Raw genomic sequence first — 18,119 nt, 5'->3', positions numbered from 1 at the left:
GTTGTGGGGAAGGTAGTCGACTAACAGTCGACTCTACCCAGTCGACTCTACCCCGTTGTCCCTGGCCGGTCGGACGACACCATCACTGCGTTGCGGTTAGGCTCGGGGTTCCCCCTGGCGAGGACTGCCCCATGCGCGTGATCGCTACCGCCCTGCTTGCCTGCCTTCCGCTGTCCGCCCTCGCCGCGCCCAGCTATGGGCCGCACCTGGAGGGCTTCGACTACGGCTATCCGGTGAAGACCTTCGCGCTGGAATCGCAGCGACAGCCGCTGGAAATGGCCTACATCGACATAGCCCCGAAGAAGGCGCCCATCGGCGTGGTGGTGCTGCTGCATGGCAAGAATTTCTGCGCGGCCACCTGGAAGGAATCGATCAAGCCCCTGGTTGCCGCCGGCTACCGGGTGATCGCCCCGGACCAGGTGGGTTTCTGCAAATCCAGCAAGCCCGAGCGCTACCAGTACAGCTTCGCGCAGCTGGCCGCCAACACCCATGCGTTGCTGCAGCAACTGCAGCTGGGTGATGTGCCGGTGCACCTGGTCGGTCATTCGATGGGTGGCATGCTGGCAGTGCGCTACGCGCTGATGTACCCGCAGGACCTGCGCAGCCTGTCGCTGGTCAACCCGATCGGGCTGGAGGACTGGAAGGCGCTGGGCGTGCCGTGGCGCAGCGTGGACGCGTGGTACGCCGGCGAAATGAACATCAGCTATGACAGCATCCGCCGCTACCAGCTGGACGTGTACTACGACGGCAAATGGAAGCCGGCCTACGAGCCGTGGGCGCGGATGCAGTCAGGCATGTATGAAGGGCCGGGCAAGCAGGCCGTTGCATGGAGCCAGGCCCTGGCCTCGGACATGGTGTTCAACCAGCCGGTGGTGTACGAGCTGAAGAACCTGCAGGTACCCACCACGTTGTTCATCGGCCAGAAGGACCGTACCGCGATCGGCCGTGACCTGGCGCCGCCGACGGTGAAGGCGACGCTGGGCAACTATCCGGCACTCGGCAGAGCGGCAGCCGCGGCGATTCCGGGCGCGACGCTGATCGAGTTCGCCGAACTGGGCCATTCGCCACAGGTGCAGGACCCGAAGCATTTCAACAGCGCGCTGTTGAAGGCGTTGAAGTCGCGCTGACCGGCAAGCGTGCCCCTGTAGAGCCGAGCCCACGCTCGGCTCATGCGGCAAGATGGGGATTCTGCCAGGAGCAGTGGGGCGTGGGCTCGGCTACAGGAGCGGTGCGATCAGCCGACGATCCGCAACACATCATCCAGCAGCGCGGCCGCAGTCACTTCCGCACCCGCGCCCGGCCCCTGGATCAACAGCGGCTGCAGGCGATAGCGATCACTATGGATGGCGACGCGGTTGTCGGTGCCCGCGCCCTGCGCCAAGGGATGGTCGGCCGGAAGCTCACGCAGGCCCACCTGTGCACCCTCGGCATCAACGCGGCCAACGAAACGCAGCACACGACCATTGTCGCGCGCCTGCTGCCAGCGCGCCTGCAACGGCGCATCCAGCTGCTCGAGCGCCGCCACCGCATCCTCCAGCGGCAGCGCTGCCAGCGCTTCAGGCACCAGTGAATCCACCTCTACCTGCGACGCATCCAGCGCCAGCCCGCTGCTGCGGGCCAGGATCAGCAGCTTGCGCCGCACGTCCTCGCCGGACAGGTCAAGTCGCGGATCCGGCTCGGTGTAGCCGGCCGCCAGCGCCTCGCGCACCGCCGCCGAGAACGGCGACCTGCCGTCATAGCGATGGAACAGCCACGCCAGCGAACCGGACAGCACGCCCTCGATGGCATGGATGTGATCACCACCGGCCAGCAGCGCACGCAGGCTGCTCAACAGCGGCAGGCCGGCGCCGACGGTAGCGCTGTCGCCGTAGCGCGCACCCGTGTCTGCGCAACGCTCGGCAATGGCCTGCGCGCGTGCCAGCTGCGCACCACGCCCCAGCTTGTTGGCGGTGACCACGTGCACGCCGCGCGCCAGCCACTGTACGTGGCGCGCGGCTACGTCTTCGCTGCCGGTGGCGTCGACCACCACGTCGCCACGCTCCAGTCCTTCGGCACTCGCCCACGGTGGCGAACTCTGGCCATCGCGCGGTGCACGCCGTGCCAGTTCCAGCGGCACCGCCAGGTCACGATCGATCTCCAACGCAGTGCGTGAATTGGCCAGCCACTGCACGCTGGGCAGTTCCAGCCCACGTGCCTGCAACGCCTGGTAGCGCTGTACGAAGGCCGAGCCGACCGTGCCGGTGCCAAGCAGCGCCAGTCGTCCCACGCCCAGAGCAGGAATCTCTGCGGCGAGCGCGCTCATGCATCCACCGCCTGTTTGCGGCGCGCAGCCGCATCAATCACCGCTTCGGCACGCTGCAGAGCGGCGCCGAGATCGGCCAACAGGTCACGCTCGGCCTCGATGCCGACCGACAGGCGCAGCAGGCCTTCGCTGATGCCGGCAGCGGCTCGCGCTTCGGCGCTCATCGCGGCGTGGGTCATGGTGGCCGGATGCGCGATCAGGCTTTCGACGCCGCCCAGTGATTCGGCCAGCGTGAAACAGCGCAGGCCATCGACGAATGCACGCACTGCGGCATGCGGATCGTCGCCTCCGCAGTCGGCCAGTTCGAACGAGAGCATCGCACCGAAACCACTCTGCTGGCGCGTGGCGATGCTGTGGCCTGGGTGATCGGCCAGCCCCGGGTAATAGACGCGGCCGACCGCCGGATGCTGGTCCAGCAGGGCAACGATCGACGCCGTGTTTTCCTGGTGCACGCGCAGGCGCGCATCCAGCGTGCGCAGGCCGCGCAGGGTCAGGAAGGCATCGAACGGTGAACCCGTCAGGCCGAGCGCGTTGCCCCACCACACCAGCTGCTCGTGCAGTGCCGGATCACGCGCGACCACTGCCCCGCCCACCACATCGCTGTGGCCGTTGATGTACTTCGTGGTGGAGTGCAGCACCAGGTCCGCACCGAACGACAGCGGTTGCTGCAGCGCTGGCGACAGGAACGTGTTGTCGACCACCACGAGTGCGCCGGCCTTGTGCGCGGCATCGATGACGAAGCGCAGGTCGGTGATGCGCAGCAGCGGGTTGGACGGCGTTTCCACCAGCACCAGCTTCGGCTGGGTGGCCAACGCCTGCGCCAGTGCACGCGGATCGGTCAGGTCGGCGGTGACCAGTTCAAAGTGGCGCTTCCTGGCCAGCGCATTGAACAGGCGCCAGCTGCCGCCGTACGCATCGTGCGGCACCACCAGGGTATCGCCCGGCTGCAGCAGTGCGTTCAGCACCAGGTTGATCGCGCCCATGCCGGTCGCCGTGATGACGCCACCGGCGCCGCCCTCCAGTTCCGCCAGCGCCTCGCCCAACAGGTCGCGGGTCGGGTTGCCACTGCGCGTGTAGTCGTACTGGCGCTTGTTGCCGAAACCTTCAAAGCTGAAGTTCGACGACAGCACGATCGGCGGCGTGACCGCGCCATGCGCAGTGTCCCGATCGATGCCGGCACGGACAGCGGCAGTGGTGCGGCTACAGGACGGCTCGTTGGCGTGCAGGCTCATGCGGACTCTCCAGAAGTACGGAAGGCGGTGGCGAGGATCGCGTCAATGCGATCGGTTTCTTTGAGGAAGGCGTCGTGGCCATAGGGCGAGCGCAGAACACGCAGGCTGCCGCGTGGGCCCAGCCCTTCGACCAGGCCGACCAGGTCGGCCAGCGGCACCAGGCGGTCGCCCTCCACGGCCACCACCACGGTCGGCGGCAGGATCGCGGCCGGGTCGACGCGGTGCAGATCGATCGATTCGGACAGGCGCAGGTAAGCGGTCACCGGCGTGCGCGCGACGTACTGCGCGCCGGCCGCGTCGAGATAGTCTTCGGCAGCCACGCGCACGCGGCCATTGATCACTTCCGGTGCGGCATCGAAGCGCTCGCCGAATTCTTCCGGGGTACGGTAGCTGAGCATGGCAAACTGCCGCGCCAGGGCCAGGCCGTGGTCTTCGCCGCACTGCAGCTGGCCCAGCGCGACCGCGCGACGCTGCAATGCGCGCCAGGCGGCGGCATAAGGGTGCGGACGATGCGCACCGCTGGCCAGCACCAACTGGCGCACGCGGGCACGATGCCGAATCGCGAACTGCTGGCCGACCAGCGCGCCATACGAATATCCGACGAAGGCTTTCAGCGCGCGAATGCCGAGATGATCCAGCACCAGCGCCAATGCGTCGGCCTGATCGGCGGTATCGATCGGCACGTCCAGCGCACCGTCGGCACCGACGAAATCGACGGCCAGCACGCGCAGCAGCTGCGGATCCAGCGCGCGCCCGCTGCCAACCAGGCCTTCGGCCCAGCCCTTCTCGCTGAACTGTGCATTGGACGCCACGTGGCGATGGGCGGAAATGCCACCGGCCAGTACCACCACCGGCGCATTGGCCGGGCCGACCCATTCATAGCGCAGGCGCACCGGACTGGGACCTGCGTGACGCATCGACAACACTGCGGCGAACTCGCCGCGCTCGGCATGCACGCGGTCTGCGACCGGCACGCTGACGGGGACAAAGGGTTCGGGGCGAATGGCGGTGCTGGCGGCGAAGCTCATGGCGGGATCCGGTTGGGGAATCGGCCATCGAGCCTTCGCGGGGCCCGCGTTCGAGATGCACGTGCGGTGCATGGTTCGAACCATCTTTCGGTGGACGCCACGGTCCCCGCAGGATTTGGCACCTACGCAGACGCTTGTGCGCCTGCGGGCTGCCCCGGCTTCAAAGGGCCTGTCCCTCTGCCGGTCTCGATGGTGGAGTCACGATGCCAGCCCTTTCCGGCACTGTCAATCCCTTCATGCGGATAAAGCGATAGATATTTTCAGGGTCACTCTGCGAGGGCCGTCCCGGTCGCCCCGTTCAGGATCGGGTACAGTCCCGGCGGTCCTCTCGCTGGAAACGCCGATGCCGCGCCTGCCCCTGTCCTGCCTGCTGTTGCCTCTGCTGGCGAGCGCGACCGCACACGCCGGCGACTGGCGCCAGGGCTGGGGACTGGCTCCCCCTTCCGCCCGTGCCACCCGCGCAGGCAGTGCCGAGGGCGCCGCCCCCATGGCCCAGTTGCGCCTGCAGCCGGTCGGTACGCAATGGCAGGCGCGGATCGACAACGGGCTGGCAGGGCCGCTGCAGATCCAGCTGCGCGCCGCCCCCCGACACCCGGTCGAAGGCCTCCCGGTCGAGTCGCTCATCCAGGGCGACAGCAGCCTGGTGGTCGGCCACCTGCCCGCCCCGATCGAGGGCCGCATGCTGGATCTGCGACTGCAGTCGGTGCCGGGCAACCCGGCCGCACAGGCCGAAGATGTCGCCTATCGCCTGCCGTTCGATGCGGCCCGCCTGCGTGTGGACCAGGCGCCACAGGGGCGATTCAGCCATGACGACGAGGAGAACCGCGACGCGGTCGACTTCGCACTGCCGGAGGGCACCCTGGTGCTGGCCGCGCGCGAGGGCACGGTGATGCAGATCCAGGATGGCTTCCGTGGCAATGGCCAGAACCGCGAGCGCGATGGTGCCCGTGCCAATTTCATCCGCGTGCTGCACAGCGACGGCAGCATGGCCCTGTACGGCCACCTCCAGGACGGCGGCATGCGCGTGCGCCGCGGCCAGGCGGTGGGAGCCGGGCAACCGATCGGCCTGTCCGGCAACAGCGGCTACAGCACTGCGCCGCACCTGCACTTCGTGGTGCAGGTCAACCGCGGCATGGGCCTGCGCTCGGTGCCGGTGCGCATCTTCGCCGAGCAGGGACAGCTGCAGTTCGCCCGCCAGGGCGAAGCAGACGGCGGTACCGGGCGCTGACCGGCCCCGGCCGGTATAATCGGGCGCTTATCTCTTTGAATAGCGCCCCGGGCGGGCGCCACTGCCATGTCCGAAGTCGCCAACGAAGCGTCGCGTCGCCGCACCTTCGCCATCATTTCCCACCCTGACGCCGGCAAGACCACGCTGACCGAAAAGCTGCTGCTGTTCGGAGGCGCGATCCAGATGGCCGGTTCGGTCAAGGGCCGCAAGGCCGCCCGCCACGCCACCTCCGACTGGATGGCACTGGAAAAGGAGCGCGGCATCTCGGTCACCTCCTCGGTGATGCAGTTCCCGTACGAAGGCAAGATCGTCAACCTGCTCGACACCCCCGGCCACGCCGACTTCGGCGAGGACACCTACCGCGTGCTGACTGCGGTGGACTCGGCGCTGATGGTGATCGACGTGGCCAAGGGCGTGGAAGAGCGCACCATCAAGCTGATGGAAGTCTGCCGACTGCGCGACACCCCGATCATGACCTTCATCAACAAGCTCGACCGCGAGGGCAAGGACCCGATCGAGCTGCTGGATGAAGTGGAAACCGTGCTGGGCATCCAGTGCGCCCCGGTCACCTGGCCCATCGGCATGGGCCAGCGCCTGAAGGGCGTGGTGCACCTGCTGACCGGCGAAGTGCACCTGTATGAGCCGGGCCGCAACTTCACCCGCCAGGACTCCACCATCTTCCCGTCCATCGACGCCCCCGGCCTGGCCGAGAAGATCGGTGCACAGATGCTGGCCGACCTGCGCGACGAACTGGAACTGGTGCAGGGCGCCAGCCACCCGTTCGACCTGGACGCCTACCGCGCCGGCAAGCAGACCCCGGTGTTCTTCGGCTCGGGCGTGAACAACTTCGGCGTGCAGCCGCTGCTGGACTTCTTCGTCGAGCACGCGCCATCGCCGCAGGCGCGCTCCACCACCGGCCGCCAGATCGCACCGGAAGAGAACAAGCTGACCGGCTTTGTGTTCAAGATCCAGGCCAACATGGACCCGCAGCACCGTGACCGCGTGGCCTTCATGCGGGTCTGCTCGGGCCGTTTCAGCGCCGGCATGAAGACCTTCCACGTGCGCACCGGCAAGGAAATGAAGCTGGCCAACGCGTTGACCTTCATGGCCAGCGATCGCGAGATCGCGGCCGAGGCGTGGCCGGGCGATGTGATCGGCATCCACAACCACGGCACCATCTCCATCGGCGATACCTTCACCGAAGGCGAAGCGGTCACCTTCACCGGCATTCCCAACTTCGCCCCGGAACTGTTCCGTCGCGCACGCCTGCGCGATCCGCTCAAGCTCAAGCAGCTGCAGAAGGGCCTGGCCCAGCTGTCCGAGGAAGGCGCAACCCAGTTCTTCCGCCCCCTCACCAGCAACGACCTGATCCTGGGTGCGGTGGGTGTGCTGCAGTTCGACGTGGCCGCCTACCGCCTGAAGGACGAGTACGGCGTGGAAGCCACCTTCGAGCCGGTCAGTGTGACCACCGCGCGCTGGGTCCACTGCAGCAACGAGAAGAAGCTGGAAGAATTCCGCGAGAAGAACGCGCTGAACCTGGCCCTGGATGCGGCCGGGCACCTGGTCTACCTGGCGCCGACCCGGGTCAACCTGCAGCTGGCGCAGGAACGCTCGCCGGACGTGCGCTTCTCGGCCACCCGCGAAGCGGCGCATACCGTTTCGGTGGGCTGATGCCACGGAGGCGGATCCGCGCCTGGTAGATCCACGCCATGCGTGGATAGGCGCGGATTCATCCCCCATACGGTGACGGGCGTGCACATGGCGGCCATCGCGGCGATGATAGGGGGACGCGGGTCCCCTCCCCGCGAACAACGCCCATGCCCATGTCCACGACGTCCATTGCTTCGATCCGTGAAGAAATCGCCAGCGCCCTGACCCATGGCCTGGGCGCGGTATTCGCCCTGGCCGCCAGTGCGGTGTTGATCACCCTGGCTGCGATCTACGGCGACGGCTGGCAGCTGGCCAGCGCGATCGTATTCGGTATCGCGCTGCTGCTTCTGTACACCGCCTCCACCCTGTATCACGCCATCCAGCATCCGGTCGCCAAGGGCCGGCTGAAGGTGTTCGACCACTGCGCAATCTACGTGCTGATCGCGGGCACCTATACCCCGTTCACCCTGATCGGCCTGCGCGGTCCGTGGGGCTGGGGCCTGTTCACTGCGATCTGGGCGCTGGCGCTGGCGGGTGTGGTGTTCAAGCTGTTCTACACCGGCCGCTTCAAGGTGCTCTCCACGGTGATCTACATCGCCATGGGCTGGCTGGTGATCGTGGCGATCAAGCCGATGTGGGCCTCGATCGACGGTGGCACCCTCGCCTGGCTGTTTGCCGGCGGCCTGTCGTACACGCTGGGCACCTATTTCTACCACCGTGAATCGATCCCCTACTCGCATGCGATCTGGCACCTGTTCGTGATCGGCGGCAGTGTCTGCCACTTTGTCGCGGTCACCATGCAGGTGTTGTAAACGACCGCTCGAACGCAGCGCGTGCACGCCATGCACATGGACGCTTCGCGCCCTGTCCACGAAGAGGGGGCAACCATGGCAGCGTGAATGCTGCCGCCTCCCCTGCTGCAAAGCGCACGCACCGCTGGCGCCTCCGCCGTCCCGGCCCACGTGGCCGGCGCTGGCTGACGATCCTGGTCTTCATGCTGGCGGCAATACTGGTGCTGTTCGCGTTGTGGGACTGGAACTGGTTCAAGGGGCCCGTGGAGCGTGCGGTGCAGGCACGCACCGGCCGCGCACTGCACATCGGGAACCTCGATGTCGACCTCGGTCGCACCAGCACGATCCGCGCCGATGCGATCACCTTCGCCAATGCCAGCTGGGCAAAACAGCCCGCCATGGCCACGGCGGACCGCGTCGAGATCGATGTGCGGGTGTGGCCCCTGCTGCGCGGCAGCGTGCAGCTGCCCGAAGTACGCCTGACCCGGCCGGATGTGCTGCTGGAAACCGCACCGCGCAAGGGAGACCCGGGCAACTGGGATTTCCTCGGCGGCAGCACCGGCGGGGCAAGCCCCCAACTCAAGCGGCTGCGCATCGACGACGGTCGCCTGCAGTTCCTCGACCCGCTGGGCCGCACCGACATCCTCGTGGACGTGCGCAGCGGCCAACCGAAGCAGGCCGACGCTGCGCCACCGCTGCTGGTGCAGGGTAAAGGCCGCTGGCAGGGCAATCCGTTCACGCTGCGCGGCGGCACTGAATCCCCCCTGGAACTGACCGACAGCGACCACCCGTTCCGCATCCATCTCGATGGCCGGGCCGGCGCCACTCACGCAGTCGCCAGTGGCACGCTGACCAACCCCTTCCAGCTGCGCGTGTTCGACCTGCAGTTCGCGCTCAGCGGCCAGGACCTGGCCGATCTCTATCCTCTGCTCGGCATCGCCATCCCGCCCTCACCGCCCTATGCGTTGAACGGACGCCTCAAACGCGACCACGACGTCTGGCGTTACGACAGCTTCACTGGCAAGGTCGGCGACAGCGACCTGGGGGGCAACCTGCAGTTCGAGGTGGGACGCGATCGTCCACGGCTGACCGCCACGCTGCAATCCAGGCGCCTGGACTTTGATGACCTTGCCGGCTTCGTCGGCGCCCCGCCAAAAACCGGCGGCGGCGAAACGGCCAACGCAGAGCAGAAGGCCGAGGCCGCACGGATTGCCGCCCGTGCACGGGTGCTGCCCGACACGCCCTACAACCTGGGCAAGCTGCGCGCCATGGATGCCGACGTGCGCTGGAAGGCCCACCGCATCAACGCCCCTTCGTTGCCGCTGGACGACATGGATGCGCACCTGTTGCTGGATGACGGCGTGCTGCGGTTGGACCCGCTGAACTTCGGCGTCGCCGGCGGCGACATCCGCAGCACGATCCGCATGGACGCGCGCCGTCCGCAGATCAGCACCGCGCTGAAGGCCAGCGTGCGCGGCGTGCAGCTGGGCCAGTTGTTCCCCGACGCCAAGCTGGCTGAACAGGCCAAGGGTGGCATCGGCGGCGAGGTGGACCTGAGCGGCCACGGCAACTCGGTCGCCGCAATGCTCGGCAGCAGCAGTGGCAAGGTCGGCCTGGCGATGGGCCGCGGCCATGTCGGCAACCTGGTAATGGAACTGGCGGGGCTGGACATCACCGAATCGCTGAAATTCCTGGTGACCGGCGACAAGCAGATCCCCCTGCGCTGCGCCTTCGCCGACTTCGGCGTGCGCGACGGCCTGATGACCAGCCAGGCGATGGCGGTGGACACCACCGACACGATCCTCATCGGCGAAGGCACGGTGAGCCTGCGCGACGAGACCCTGGACCTGCTGCTGAAGCCACGCCCGAAGGACAGGAGCATTCTGGTACTTCGTTCTCCGCTGCACATCAGTGGCACCTTCAAGGACCCGTCATTCCGGCCCGACTTCAAGGCGTTGGGTATTCGTGGCGCCGTGGCCCTGGCGCTGGGCAGCATCGCGCCGCCGGCGGCGTTGCTGGCGACGATCGAACTGGGGCCGGGGAAGGATGCCGACTGCGGTGGGCAGTATGCGAAGTAGGTTTACAGCGTTGTTCGCGGCGCCTGCATTGATCGCGGCTTGAGGGGGACGGGTGACGCAGGCAGGACACGCCGCAAGTACGTCCCTGTAGGCTCGATGGCGCCATCCATGGCGCCAACGGTCCTGCCTGCGTCACCCGTCCCCCTCCCGACAGTTTCCTGCGCGCGCGGAACGAGAGCGGAAATTCAAAGTCAAAAGAAAAAAGCAAAGTCAAAAGCTGTTGCCAACCAAGGTTGGCACCTACAAAAGGCGAGGCACCGCGCATGTACGCACCGCGCTCGCAGAAATGTGTCCAGAGGCGGAGGGCATGGGCGTGCAGGACCGTTGGCGCCATGGATGGCGCCATCGAGCCCCCATGGATGGGTTCACGGCGTGTCCTGCACGCCCATGCCCTCCGCCTCCCCGCAGGACAGGAAGGCGCTGCTCTCAGCTCTGGCTCTGGCTTCAAAAAGCGGGCCGGCGGGCCGCAGGCCCGCCAGCGACACCCTCACCCGGCGACGATGTACTGCTGCAGCTGGTCCAGCTCGCGCCGCTGCGCATCAATCACCGACTTCACCAGGTCGCCGATCGAGATCACCCCCAGCACCTGCGCGCCTTCCACCACCGGCAGGTGGCGGATGCGGTAGTCGGTCACCAGCTGCAGGCAGTGCTCCACCTGCTCGCCCGGCGAGACCGTCACCACCTGTGCGGTCATGATCTCGGCCACCGCCGTATCACGTGAGGAACGATCACGCAGCACGATCTTGCGCGCGTAATCGCGCTCGGAAAGAATGCCGACCAGCTGCGGCCCATCCATCACCAGCACCGCACCAATACCCTTTTCCGCCATCAGCCGGATCGCATCGATCACCGCCGCCTCCGGCGCGACCGCATGCACTTCAGGAGACTTGCCGTCCAACAGTTGCCGTACCGTGGTCATCTGCCTGCCCTCCAAGGGTGGGTTGCAGGGCAGAGTCTGCCACGGCGGATGCTAGCCACGTGTCAACCAGGTACAACGGCCGCTGCTTGGACTCTTCGTACAGCCGCCCCAGGTACTCACCGATCAGGCCCAGCGCGATCAGCTGCACCCCGCCCAGGAAAAGGATCACCGCCATCATCGTCGGCCAGCCCGCCACCCGGTCGCCATACAGCGCCGCCTTGATGATCACCCACACACCGAATACGAAGGCCACCGCCGCCGTTGCCAGCCCCAGGTAGGTCGCCGCCCGCAACGGCACGGTGGAGAAGCCGGTAATGCCCTCCAGCGCGAAGTTCCACAGCCGCCACAGGCTGAACTTGCTGGTGCCGGCCACGCGCGCATGGCGGTGATAGGGGACCGCGATCCGCTTGAAACCCACCCAACTGAAGAGCCCCTTCATGAAGCGGTGGCGCTCACGCATCTCGCGCAGCGCGCTCAGCGCACGCGGCGACAGCAGGCGGAAATCACCGGTATCGGCCGGGATCGGCGTGCGTGACAGACGACCGATCACCCGGTAGAACATCGCCGCCGTGGCGCGCTTGATCCAGGCCTCGCCGTCGCGGGCCATGCGCGTGCCATACACGTTGTCATGGCCCTCACGCCAGCGCGCGACGAACTGCGGCACCAGTTCCGGCGGATCCTGGCCGTCTGCGTCGAGGATCATCGCCGCGCCTTCGCGCACCAGGTCCAGCCCGGCGGTCAGCGCTGCCTCCTTGCCAAAGTTGCGCGAAAGCCGCAGCGCCGAAATACGCGCATCGCCCTGGGCCAGCCCGGCGATCACCTCCCAGGTGTCGTCGTGGCTGCCGTCGTCCACATAGAGGATGTGGCCGTCGAGTTCGGGCATGCCGTCGAGCACCGCGCACAACCGCGGATGCAGCAACGGCAATGCCAGGGCCTCGTTGTAGGCGGCGATGACGAAAGTAAGCCGTTCGCGGGTCATGCCCGGATTGTACGTTGCCGCCGCCCGCAGATCAGGCAGCGCGCGCTCACTCTTCCGAAAGGTACGCGGCCCCACCCAGCTGCCGTGCCTGGCGCTGGATCCAGGCCGCACGCCGCTGCACGTACGGCCCTGGCTTTGCCGCGTTGTAGCGCCGCGGCGCCGGCAACACCGCCGCCAGCCGCGCGCTCTCGGCCGGGCTCAACCGCGCCGCATCCTTGCCCCAGAATGTCTGTGCCGCTGCCTGCGCGCCATATACACCATCGCCGAACTCGGCAATGTTGGCGTACATCTCAAGGATGCGTTCCTTCGGCCACAGTGCTTCGATCAGCATCGTGTACCAGACTTCCAGGCCCTTGCGGATCCAGCTGCGGCCCTGCCAGAGGAACAGGTTCTTGGCTACCTGCTGGCTGATCGTGCTGGCCCCCCGCAGGCGCCCGCCCTTGGCGTTGTGGTCGCGGGCCTTCTCGATGGCCTGCAGGTCGAAGCCATTGTGGACGGGGAAGCGCTGGTCTTCGGCCGCCACCAGCGAGATCGGCAGGCTCGGCGCCATCTGGTCCAGGTCGCGCCACTGGTAATGCAGTCGATACGACCAGTCAGCCTCTCCCAAAGCCTCGCCATAGCGCCACAGCATGACCGTGGATACCGGCGGGTCGATGAACCGCAGCACCAGCACCTGCAGGCAGCTGAAGGCCGCCAGCAACACCGGCAGCCACAGCAGCCGTTTCCAGCGCCAGCGCCTGCGGCGCGGGAGGTCCGCGGCCGCCTCCACCTTGTGCTGCTCTCCCCCTGCCCCCATTACTGGTGCATCCTTCTTCTATCTGGTTGTCGGCGCATTATCCGGCAACCGCCCCCGTTTACGCGCGATGTGAGCCGATGACCGCCAACCCCGATTCCCTGATCCGCTTCCTGCTGCCCGACGCTGGCGTCCGTGGCGTCCACGTGCGCCTGCAGGCCACCTGGCAGGAAATCCTGTCCCACGCCGCGTACCCGGACACCGCTGCCGAACTGCTCGGCGAGGCCTGTGTTGCCTCGGCGCTGTTCACTGGCCATACCAAGATCGATGGGCGCCTGTCGATCCAGCTGCGTAGCAGCACCGCCTTGCGCACCCTGTTCGCCGAATGCACCGCCGCCGGTACCCTGCGCGGCATCGCCCAGCTCAGCGAGGGGGCCGATGCGCCGCGCGACCTGTCCAGCCTGGGTGATGACGCCCTTCTCGCGATCACCATCGAAAACCCGGGCCTGGACCCGCGCGAGCCGCAGCGCTACCAGAGCCTGGTCGCACTGACCGCACCGGAGCTGGACGAGGCCTTCGAGGACTACTTCCGCCAGTCCGAGCAGCTGCCGACGCGCCTGCTGCTGGCCGCCGACCGCAATGGCGCCGCCGGCCTGCTGCTGCAGAAGCTGCCAGGCGATGAGGGTGACGAGGACGGCTGGGCGCGTGCCAGCGCCCTGTTCGAGACCCTGGGCAAGGCCGAACTGCTGGCCACCCCGGCCGAGCAGCTGCTGCACCGCCTGTTCCACGAGGAGAAGCCGGAACTGATGGGCGACAAGCCGCTGTCCTTCGCCTGCTCCTGTTCCCGCGAGCGGGTCGCATCGATGCTGCAGTCGCTGGGCGAGGACGAGGCACGTGCCGCGGCCGCGGACACCGGCGCCGTCGAGGTCCGTTGCGAATTCTGCGGGCGGGAGTATCACTTTCCTTTGACGGAGTTCGGCATACTGTTCCACGGTGCCGAGGGGACTGTACCGGCGCCCGAACGGCTTCAGTGAACAGCTTGTCTTGCATCTGGGGGGATCAAGGCTTGTTAAGAATTCATAAACACCCTACGATCAAGTTCCCGTCTCTACGGGAACTTCCGTTGTCCGCCCTTGTCTGAACTGGTCCGATGCGTACCTTCCTGCGTCTACCGCTGGCCCTGCTGATCGCCCTTGGCGCGATCACGGGCGCGCACGCACAGAGCAAGGACACCCGGACCGTGCTGCCGGTATGGAACAAGGGCAGCGGCAAGGTCGAGGCATTGCTGTACCTGGAGCCCACCGGTGAACAGGCTGCCGGCGCCCGCTGGCACTTCGGCCGCAACTCGCTGGATGCGGCCTTCGGCCTGTCCTCCGGCGATTCGCTGGGCCTGCTCTGCAACAGCAGCAGCGGGACCAGCATGAGCGGCCTGGCCAGTCACTGCATGCTGGCCAGCCTGGGTGACGATGACGACCTCAACAGCCGCCGCTTCACCGGGACTGCCGCGCTGAACCGCGGCAGCGGCCGCCTCGGCATCACCGCGGGCACGGGCCGTGAAAACTTGCCGGCGTGGCTGTCCGGCCCGAACAAGACACCCTCGCTGCGCGCCGAGCAGAACGATCTGACCGTGTTCGCGCAGAAGAACATCGGCCGCGAGGGTTTTGTCTCGATTGCCGGTACCTACGCCAAGGCGCGGCTGGTACCGTTGGCCGACGCAGCGCCGTCCATCGCCGACCGCTGGGACAGCAAAAGCCTGAGCATCGGCGCCGGGTACGGCAATTTCACCGGCAGCATCATCGGCCGCGTGATCGACGTGCCGGGCAAGCCTGGCAAGTGGGAAGGCCTGGGCATCGGCCTGACCTGGCGCACCCCGTGGTCCGGCCAGCTGACCGTTGGCGCCGAGAACGTGATCAGCCGGGGCAAGAATCCGTTCTCCCCGCGCAATGAAAGCAATGACGACGGCACCGTGCCGTACGTGCGTTACGAACAGGATCTTTGACCCGGCCCACGTGGGTCTTCACTGCAATGACTTCTTCCGGCCGCCGAAAGGCGCCCGTTGCATGCGCGCGCTCGTGATACACGCAGCGCGCTTTTCGGCGTACTGGATACCGCGCAACGCATGCCGACACACTGCGATACACATCAACGAGAACTTTTTTCGTCACTTTGCGCTAACAAACGAGACATCGTCAGCGCACGTGCACTTCAACCCTTTGATTTCCAGTGTGAAATTTCATTTTTACCAAAATCACAGGCTTGATTAACGCAGCTTTAATTCTTGGCCAACGCCCGCTACTATCGGTTCAGCCCTCGCGATTTGGGAGCGCTTTTCGCTCCCCCGCCGGGCATTAACCCAGCCAAGATTTCTTGGAGAGAGAGAGCCAATGAATTTCCAGTCCAACAAGCTGCGCGACGCCGTTCTGGTCGCGCTCGTTGCCGGTGTGGCGTCCACAGCCACCGCCCAGGCTCAGGAAGCGACCAACCTTGACCGCATCTCGGTCACCGGTTCGCGCATCAAGAGCACCGACATCGAAACCTCGCAGCCGGTCCTGAGCCTGACCCGCGCCGACATCGAAAAGCAGGGCGTGACCTCGGTCGCCGACATCCTGCAGCGCGTCGCCGCCAACGGCGCCGCGCTGAACCGTACGTTCAACAACGGCGGTGATGGCTCGGCCGGCATCAGCCTGCGCAACCTGGGTTCTGCGCGTACCCTGGTGCTGGTCAATGGCCGTCGCTGGACCACCGGTCTGGATGGCAGCGTCGACCTGAACACCATCCCGACCGCGATGATCGAGCGTATCGACGTCCTCAAGGACGGCGCGTCGACCATCTACGGTTCGGACGCGATCGCCGGCGTGGTGAACATCATCACCAAGCAGAACTTCGATGGCGCGGAAGCCAACTTCTACAAGGGCCAGTACAGCGCTGGTGACGGCGAACGCGAAGCAGCCGACTTCACCATCGGTACCACCACCGATCGCGCGTCGCTGATGCTGGGTGTCTCCTACGTGAAGGAAGACAAGGTCATGGCTGGTGATCGCAAGATCTCCGCCGGCGGCCCTCCGTTCTTCGACGGCCAGAGCAGCACCGGCATGCCGGGTTCCTACCTGCGCAATGACGAGCGCTATGTCCTGATCAACGGCGTGGAAACGCCGTTCAATGCCAACGTCCACGGCTACAACACCGCACCGGACAACTACCTGCTGACCCCGCAGGAGCGCACCTCGCTGTTCGCATCGGGCTCGTACAACATCACCGACAACGTCACCTTCCGCACCGAGGCGATGTACAACGAGCGCAAGTCCGAACAGCTGCTGGCCGCCATGCCCGTCACCGGCATGCGCCTGAGCAAGGACAGCATGTACAACCCGACCGGTGAGGACCTGACCGGCGTCAACCGTCGCTTCAACGAGAGTGGCGGCCGTTCGTTCAACCAGAACGTCAAGAACTGGCACTTCTACGGTGGCTTCGAAGGCTTCTTCGAGTTCGCCGATCGCAACTTTGACTGGGACGTCGGCTACCGCTACGACAAGACTGACCAGAACGACCTGACCTATGGCCTGTTCAACCTGGCCAACCTTCGCAACGCCTATGGTCCGTCCGAGCTTCGTGGTGGCGTGCCGGTGTGCGTTACCGCTCCGGGTGGCGACATCATCCAGGGTTGCGTGCCGGTCAATGCGCTGGGCCCGGAAGGCTCGATCAGCCAGGGTGCCATCGACTACACCTCGTTCACCGCCCACGACTCTTCCAACCTGGTGTCCAAGGGCTACTACGCCAACATCTCCGGTGAAATCGCCCAGCTGCCGGCAGGTGCCCTGGCGTTCGCCGCAGGCTACGAGTACCGCAAGGAATCCGGCCAGTTCGATCCGGACGCCTTCATTGCTGCGGGCCTGAGCACCGGCAACGGCGCCAAGCCGACCAAGGGCAGCTATGATCTGGACGAGTTCTTCCTGGAACTGTCGATCCCTGTCCTGGCCGATCTGCCGGGCGCCAAGCTGCTGGACTTCAGCGCGGCAACCCGCTACTCGAAGTACAGCAACTTCGGCAACACTACCAACAACAAGTTCGGCTTCCGCTGGAAGCCGATCGACGACCTGATGATCCGCGGCAACTACTCGGAAGGCTTCCGCGCGCCGAGCATCAGCAACCTGTTCGCAGGTGATGGCGATTCGTTCGAAACCTACGCCGATCCGTGCGCGGCCGCCAATGGCCCGACCGGTGCAGTGCTGGCGCAGTGTATTGCCCAGGGTGTTCCGGCTGGCTTCGTGCAGCCCAATACCCGCGACGATGATGGCGTGCCGCAGTCCGGTGCCGCCCAGACCGCCGAGCCGTTCACCTGGAAGTCCAACCCGAACCTGAAGCCGGAAACCTCGACCAGCAAGACGCTGGGTCTGGTGTGGAGCCCGAGCTTCGTGACCGGCCTGAACGTCACCCTGGACTGGTGGCAGATCAAGATCGATGATGCCATCACCCGTCCGGCAATCCAGGACATCATGAACTACTGCTACGGCGGCTCGCCGGCTGAGCAGGCAGCCTACTGCGGCCTGATCACCCGTGACCCGACCTACGGCACTGCCGCCGAGCGCTACACCATCACCAACGTCGACATGCCGCTGCAGAACCTGGCGTCGTACAAGGTGGAAGGCTGGGATCTGGGCATCCTGTATCGCCTGCCGGAAACCTCGATCGGCCAGTTCACCATTACCCTCGACAGCACCTACCTGAGCAAGTGGGAAACCAAGGCCACCGAAGACTCGCAGGTCGAAGGTCGCCAGGGACGTTACCTCGATCAGGATCCGTACTGGCGCATCCGTTCCAACCTGTACGTCGACTGGTCCTATGGTGATTTCGGCGTCAACTACGGCCTGCGTTACAAGTCGGGGATGACCGAGTCCTGCCTGCTGGGTGGTTCGCTGCGCAACTACTGCTCGGATCCCGAGAACCGCGAGAACCACATGGGCGCGACCACCTACCACGACATCCAGTTCCGTTACAACACGCCGTGGAAGGGCACCATCATGGTCGGCCTGAACAACGTGTGGGACAAGGATCCGCCGGTCTCGTACTCGACCTCGTACAACATGTTCGACCCGCAGTACGACCTGCCGGGCCGCTACATGTACATGCAGTACAAGCAGAAGTTCTGATCGATCCACTGATCGGCTGATGCAGCAACGGC

At 66.2% G+C, this 18,119-nt stretch carries 14 protein-coding genes and 1 riboswitch; of the genes, 8 read left to right on the top strand and 6 right to left on the bottom strand.

The window, feature by feature from the left end:
- Positions 1–131 precede the first annotated feature (131 nt).
- Complete coding sequence (locus N5C25_RS10160) at positions 132–1,127, top strand: alpha/beta hydrolase (RefSeq protein ID WP_279936893.1); 996 nt, start codon at positions 132–134, stop codon at positions 1,125–1,127.
- Between the two features lie 107 nt (positions 1,128–1,234).
- Here the strand turns inward: N5C25_RS10160 and N5C25_RS10155 are convergent, their stop codons facing one another.
- Genes N5C25_RS10155 through N5C25_RS10145 form a run of 3 tightly spaced genes read right to left on the bottom strand, consistent with a single transcriptional unit; the run spans position 1,235 to position 4,562 of the window.
- Positions 1,235–2,302 carry a homoserine dehydrogenase gene (locus N5C25_RS10155; protein ID WP_279936892.1) on the bottom strand — a complete coding sequence of 356 codons (1,068 nt, stop codon included), beginning with the start codon at positions 2,300–2,302 and terminating at the stop codon, positions 1,235–1,237.
- Positions 2,299–3,534: an O-succinylhomoserine (thiol)-lyase gene (locus N5C25_RS10150; RefSeq protein WP_279936891.1), complete on the bottom strand. Its 1,236-nt coding sequence runs from the start codon at positions 3,532–3,534 to the stop codon at positions 2,299–2,301. The genes N5C25_RS10155 and N5C25_RS10150 overlap by 4 nt, the downstream gene beginning before the upstream one ends.
- Positions 3,531–4,562, bottom strand: coding sequence for a homoserine O-succinyltransferase (locus tag N5C25_RS10145; RefSeq protein ID WP_019660065.1), 1,032 nt, complete (start codon positions 4,560–4,562; stop codon positions 3,531–3,533). Before N5C25_RS10145 ends, N5C25_RS10150 begins: the two co-directional genes overlap by 4 nt.
- 77 nt (positions 4,563–4,639) lie before the next feature.
- Positions 4,640–4,758: riboswitch (SAM riboswitch) on the bottom strand.
- Between the two features lie 147 nt (positions 4,759–4,905).
- Between N5C25_RS10145 and N5C25_RS10140 the strand changes: the two genes are divergently transcribed.
- The 4 genes from N5C25_RS10140 (at position 4,906) to N5C25_RS10125 (ending at position 10,309) form a co-directional block, all read left to right on the top strand.
- Positions 4,906–5,790 (top strand): M23 family metallopeptidase, encoded by an 885-nt coding sequence (locus N5C25_RS10140; RefSeq protein WP_279936890.1) that lies wholly within the window; start codon positions 4,906–4,908, stop codon positions 5,788–5,790.
- Between the two features lie 66 nt (positions 5,791–5,856).
- Complete coding sequence (locus N5C25_RS10135) at positions 5,857–7,461, top strand: peptide chain release factor 3 (protein WP_019660067.1); 1,605 nt, start codon at positions 5,857–5,859, stop codon at positions 7,459–7,461.
- Positions 7,462–7,613: 152 nt separating this feature from the next.
- A complete protein-coding gene (locus N5C25_RS10130) occupies positions 7,614–8,252 on the top strand; it encodes a hemolysin III family protein (protein WP_019660068.1) in 639 nt (212 codons plus the stop codon).
- An 83-nt stretch (positions 8,253–8,335) separates the two neighbouring features.
- Positions 8,336–10,309 carry an AsmA family protein gene (locus N5C25_RS10125; protein ID WP_251102487.1) on the top strand — a complete coding sequence of 658 codons (1,974 nt, stop codon included), beginning with the start codon at positions 8,336–8,338 and terminating at the stop codon, positions 10,307–10,309.
- Between the two features lie 487 nt (positions 10,310–10,796).
- On the opposite strand, the gene N5C25_RS10120 is transcribed toward N5C25_RS10125, so the two are convergent.
- The 3 genes from N5C25_RS10120 to mtgA are packed head-to-tail and all read right to left on the bottom strand — an operon-like array spanning position 10,797 to position 13,003.
- Positions 10,797–11,228: a CBS domain-containing protein gene (locus N5C25_RS10120; protein ID WP_251102486.1), complete on the bottom strand. Its 432-nt coding sequence runs from the start codon at positions 11,226–11,228 to the stop codon at positions 10,797–10,799.
- Positions 11,188–12,207, bottom strand: coding sequence for a glycosyltransferase family 2 protein (locus N5C25_RS10115; protein WP_058981130.1), 1,020 nt, complete (start codon positions 12,205–12,207; stop codon positions 11,188–11,190). The genes N5C25_RS10120 and N5C25_RS10115 overlap by 41 nt, the downstream gene beginning before the upstream one ends.
- Positions 12,208–12,253: 46 nt before the next feature.
- Positions 12,254–13,003 carry a monofunctional biosynthetic peptidoglycan transglycosylase gene (gene mtgA, locus N5C25_RS10110; RefSeq protein WP_058981128.1) on the bottom strand — a complete coding sequence of 250 codons (750 nt, stop codon included), beginning with the start codon at positions 13,001–13,003 and terminating at the stop codon, positions 12,254–12,256.
- A gap of 77 nt (positions 13,004–13,080) precedes the next feature.
- Between mtgA and N5C25_RS10105 the strand changes: the two genes are divergently transcribed.
- The 3 genes from N5C25_RS10105 to N5C25_RS10095 all read left to right on the top strand — a co-directional run bounded on the left by N5C25_RS10105 (position 13,081) and on the right by N5C25_RS10095 (position 18,087).
- Positions 13,081–13,974, top strand: a complete 894-nt coding sequence (locus N5C25_RS10105) for an Hsp33 family molecular chaperone HslO (RefSeq protein ID WP_021204702.1) — start codon at positions 13,081–13,083, stop codon at positions 13,972–13,974.
- A gap of 116 nt (positions 13,975–14,090) precedes the next feature.
- Positions 14,091–14,939, top strand: a complete 849-nt coding sequence (locus N5C25_RS10100) for a hypothetical protein (protein WP_262212636.1) — start codon at positions 14,091–14,093, stop codon at positions 14,937–14,939.
- A gap of 385 nt (positions 14,940–15,324) precedes the next feature.
- Complete coding sequence (locus N5C25_RS10095; protein WP_058981124.1) at positions 15,325–18,087, top strand: TonB-dependent receptor; 2,763 nt, start codon at positions 15,325–15,327, stop codon at positions 18,085–18,087.
- The last annotated feature ends 32 nt before the right edge of the window (positions 18,088–18,119 follow it).

This window comes from Stenotrophomonas sp. GD03958 (genome assembly GCF_029839005.1).
GTDB lineage: Bacteria > Pseudomonadota > Gammaproteobacteria > Xanthomonadales > Xanthomonadaceae > Stenotrophomonas > Stenotrophomonas hibiscicola.
Note: the sequence above shows the minus strand (reverse complement) of the source record. Positions and strands in the feature narration are given on the sequence as shown.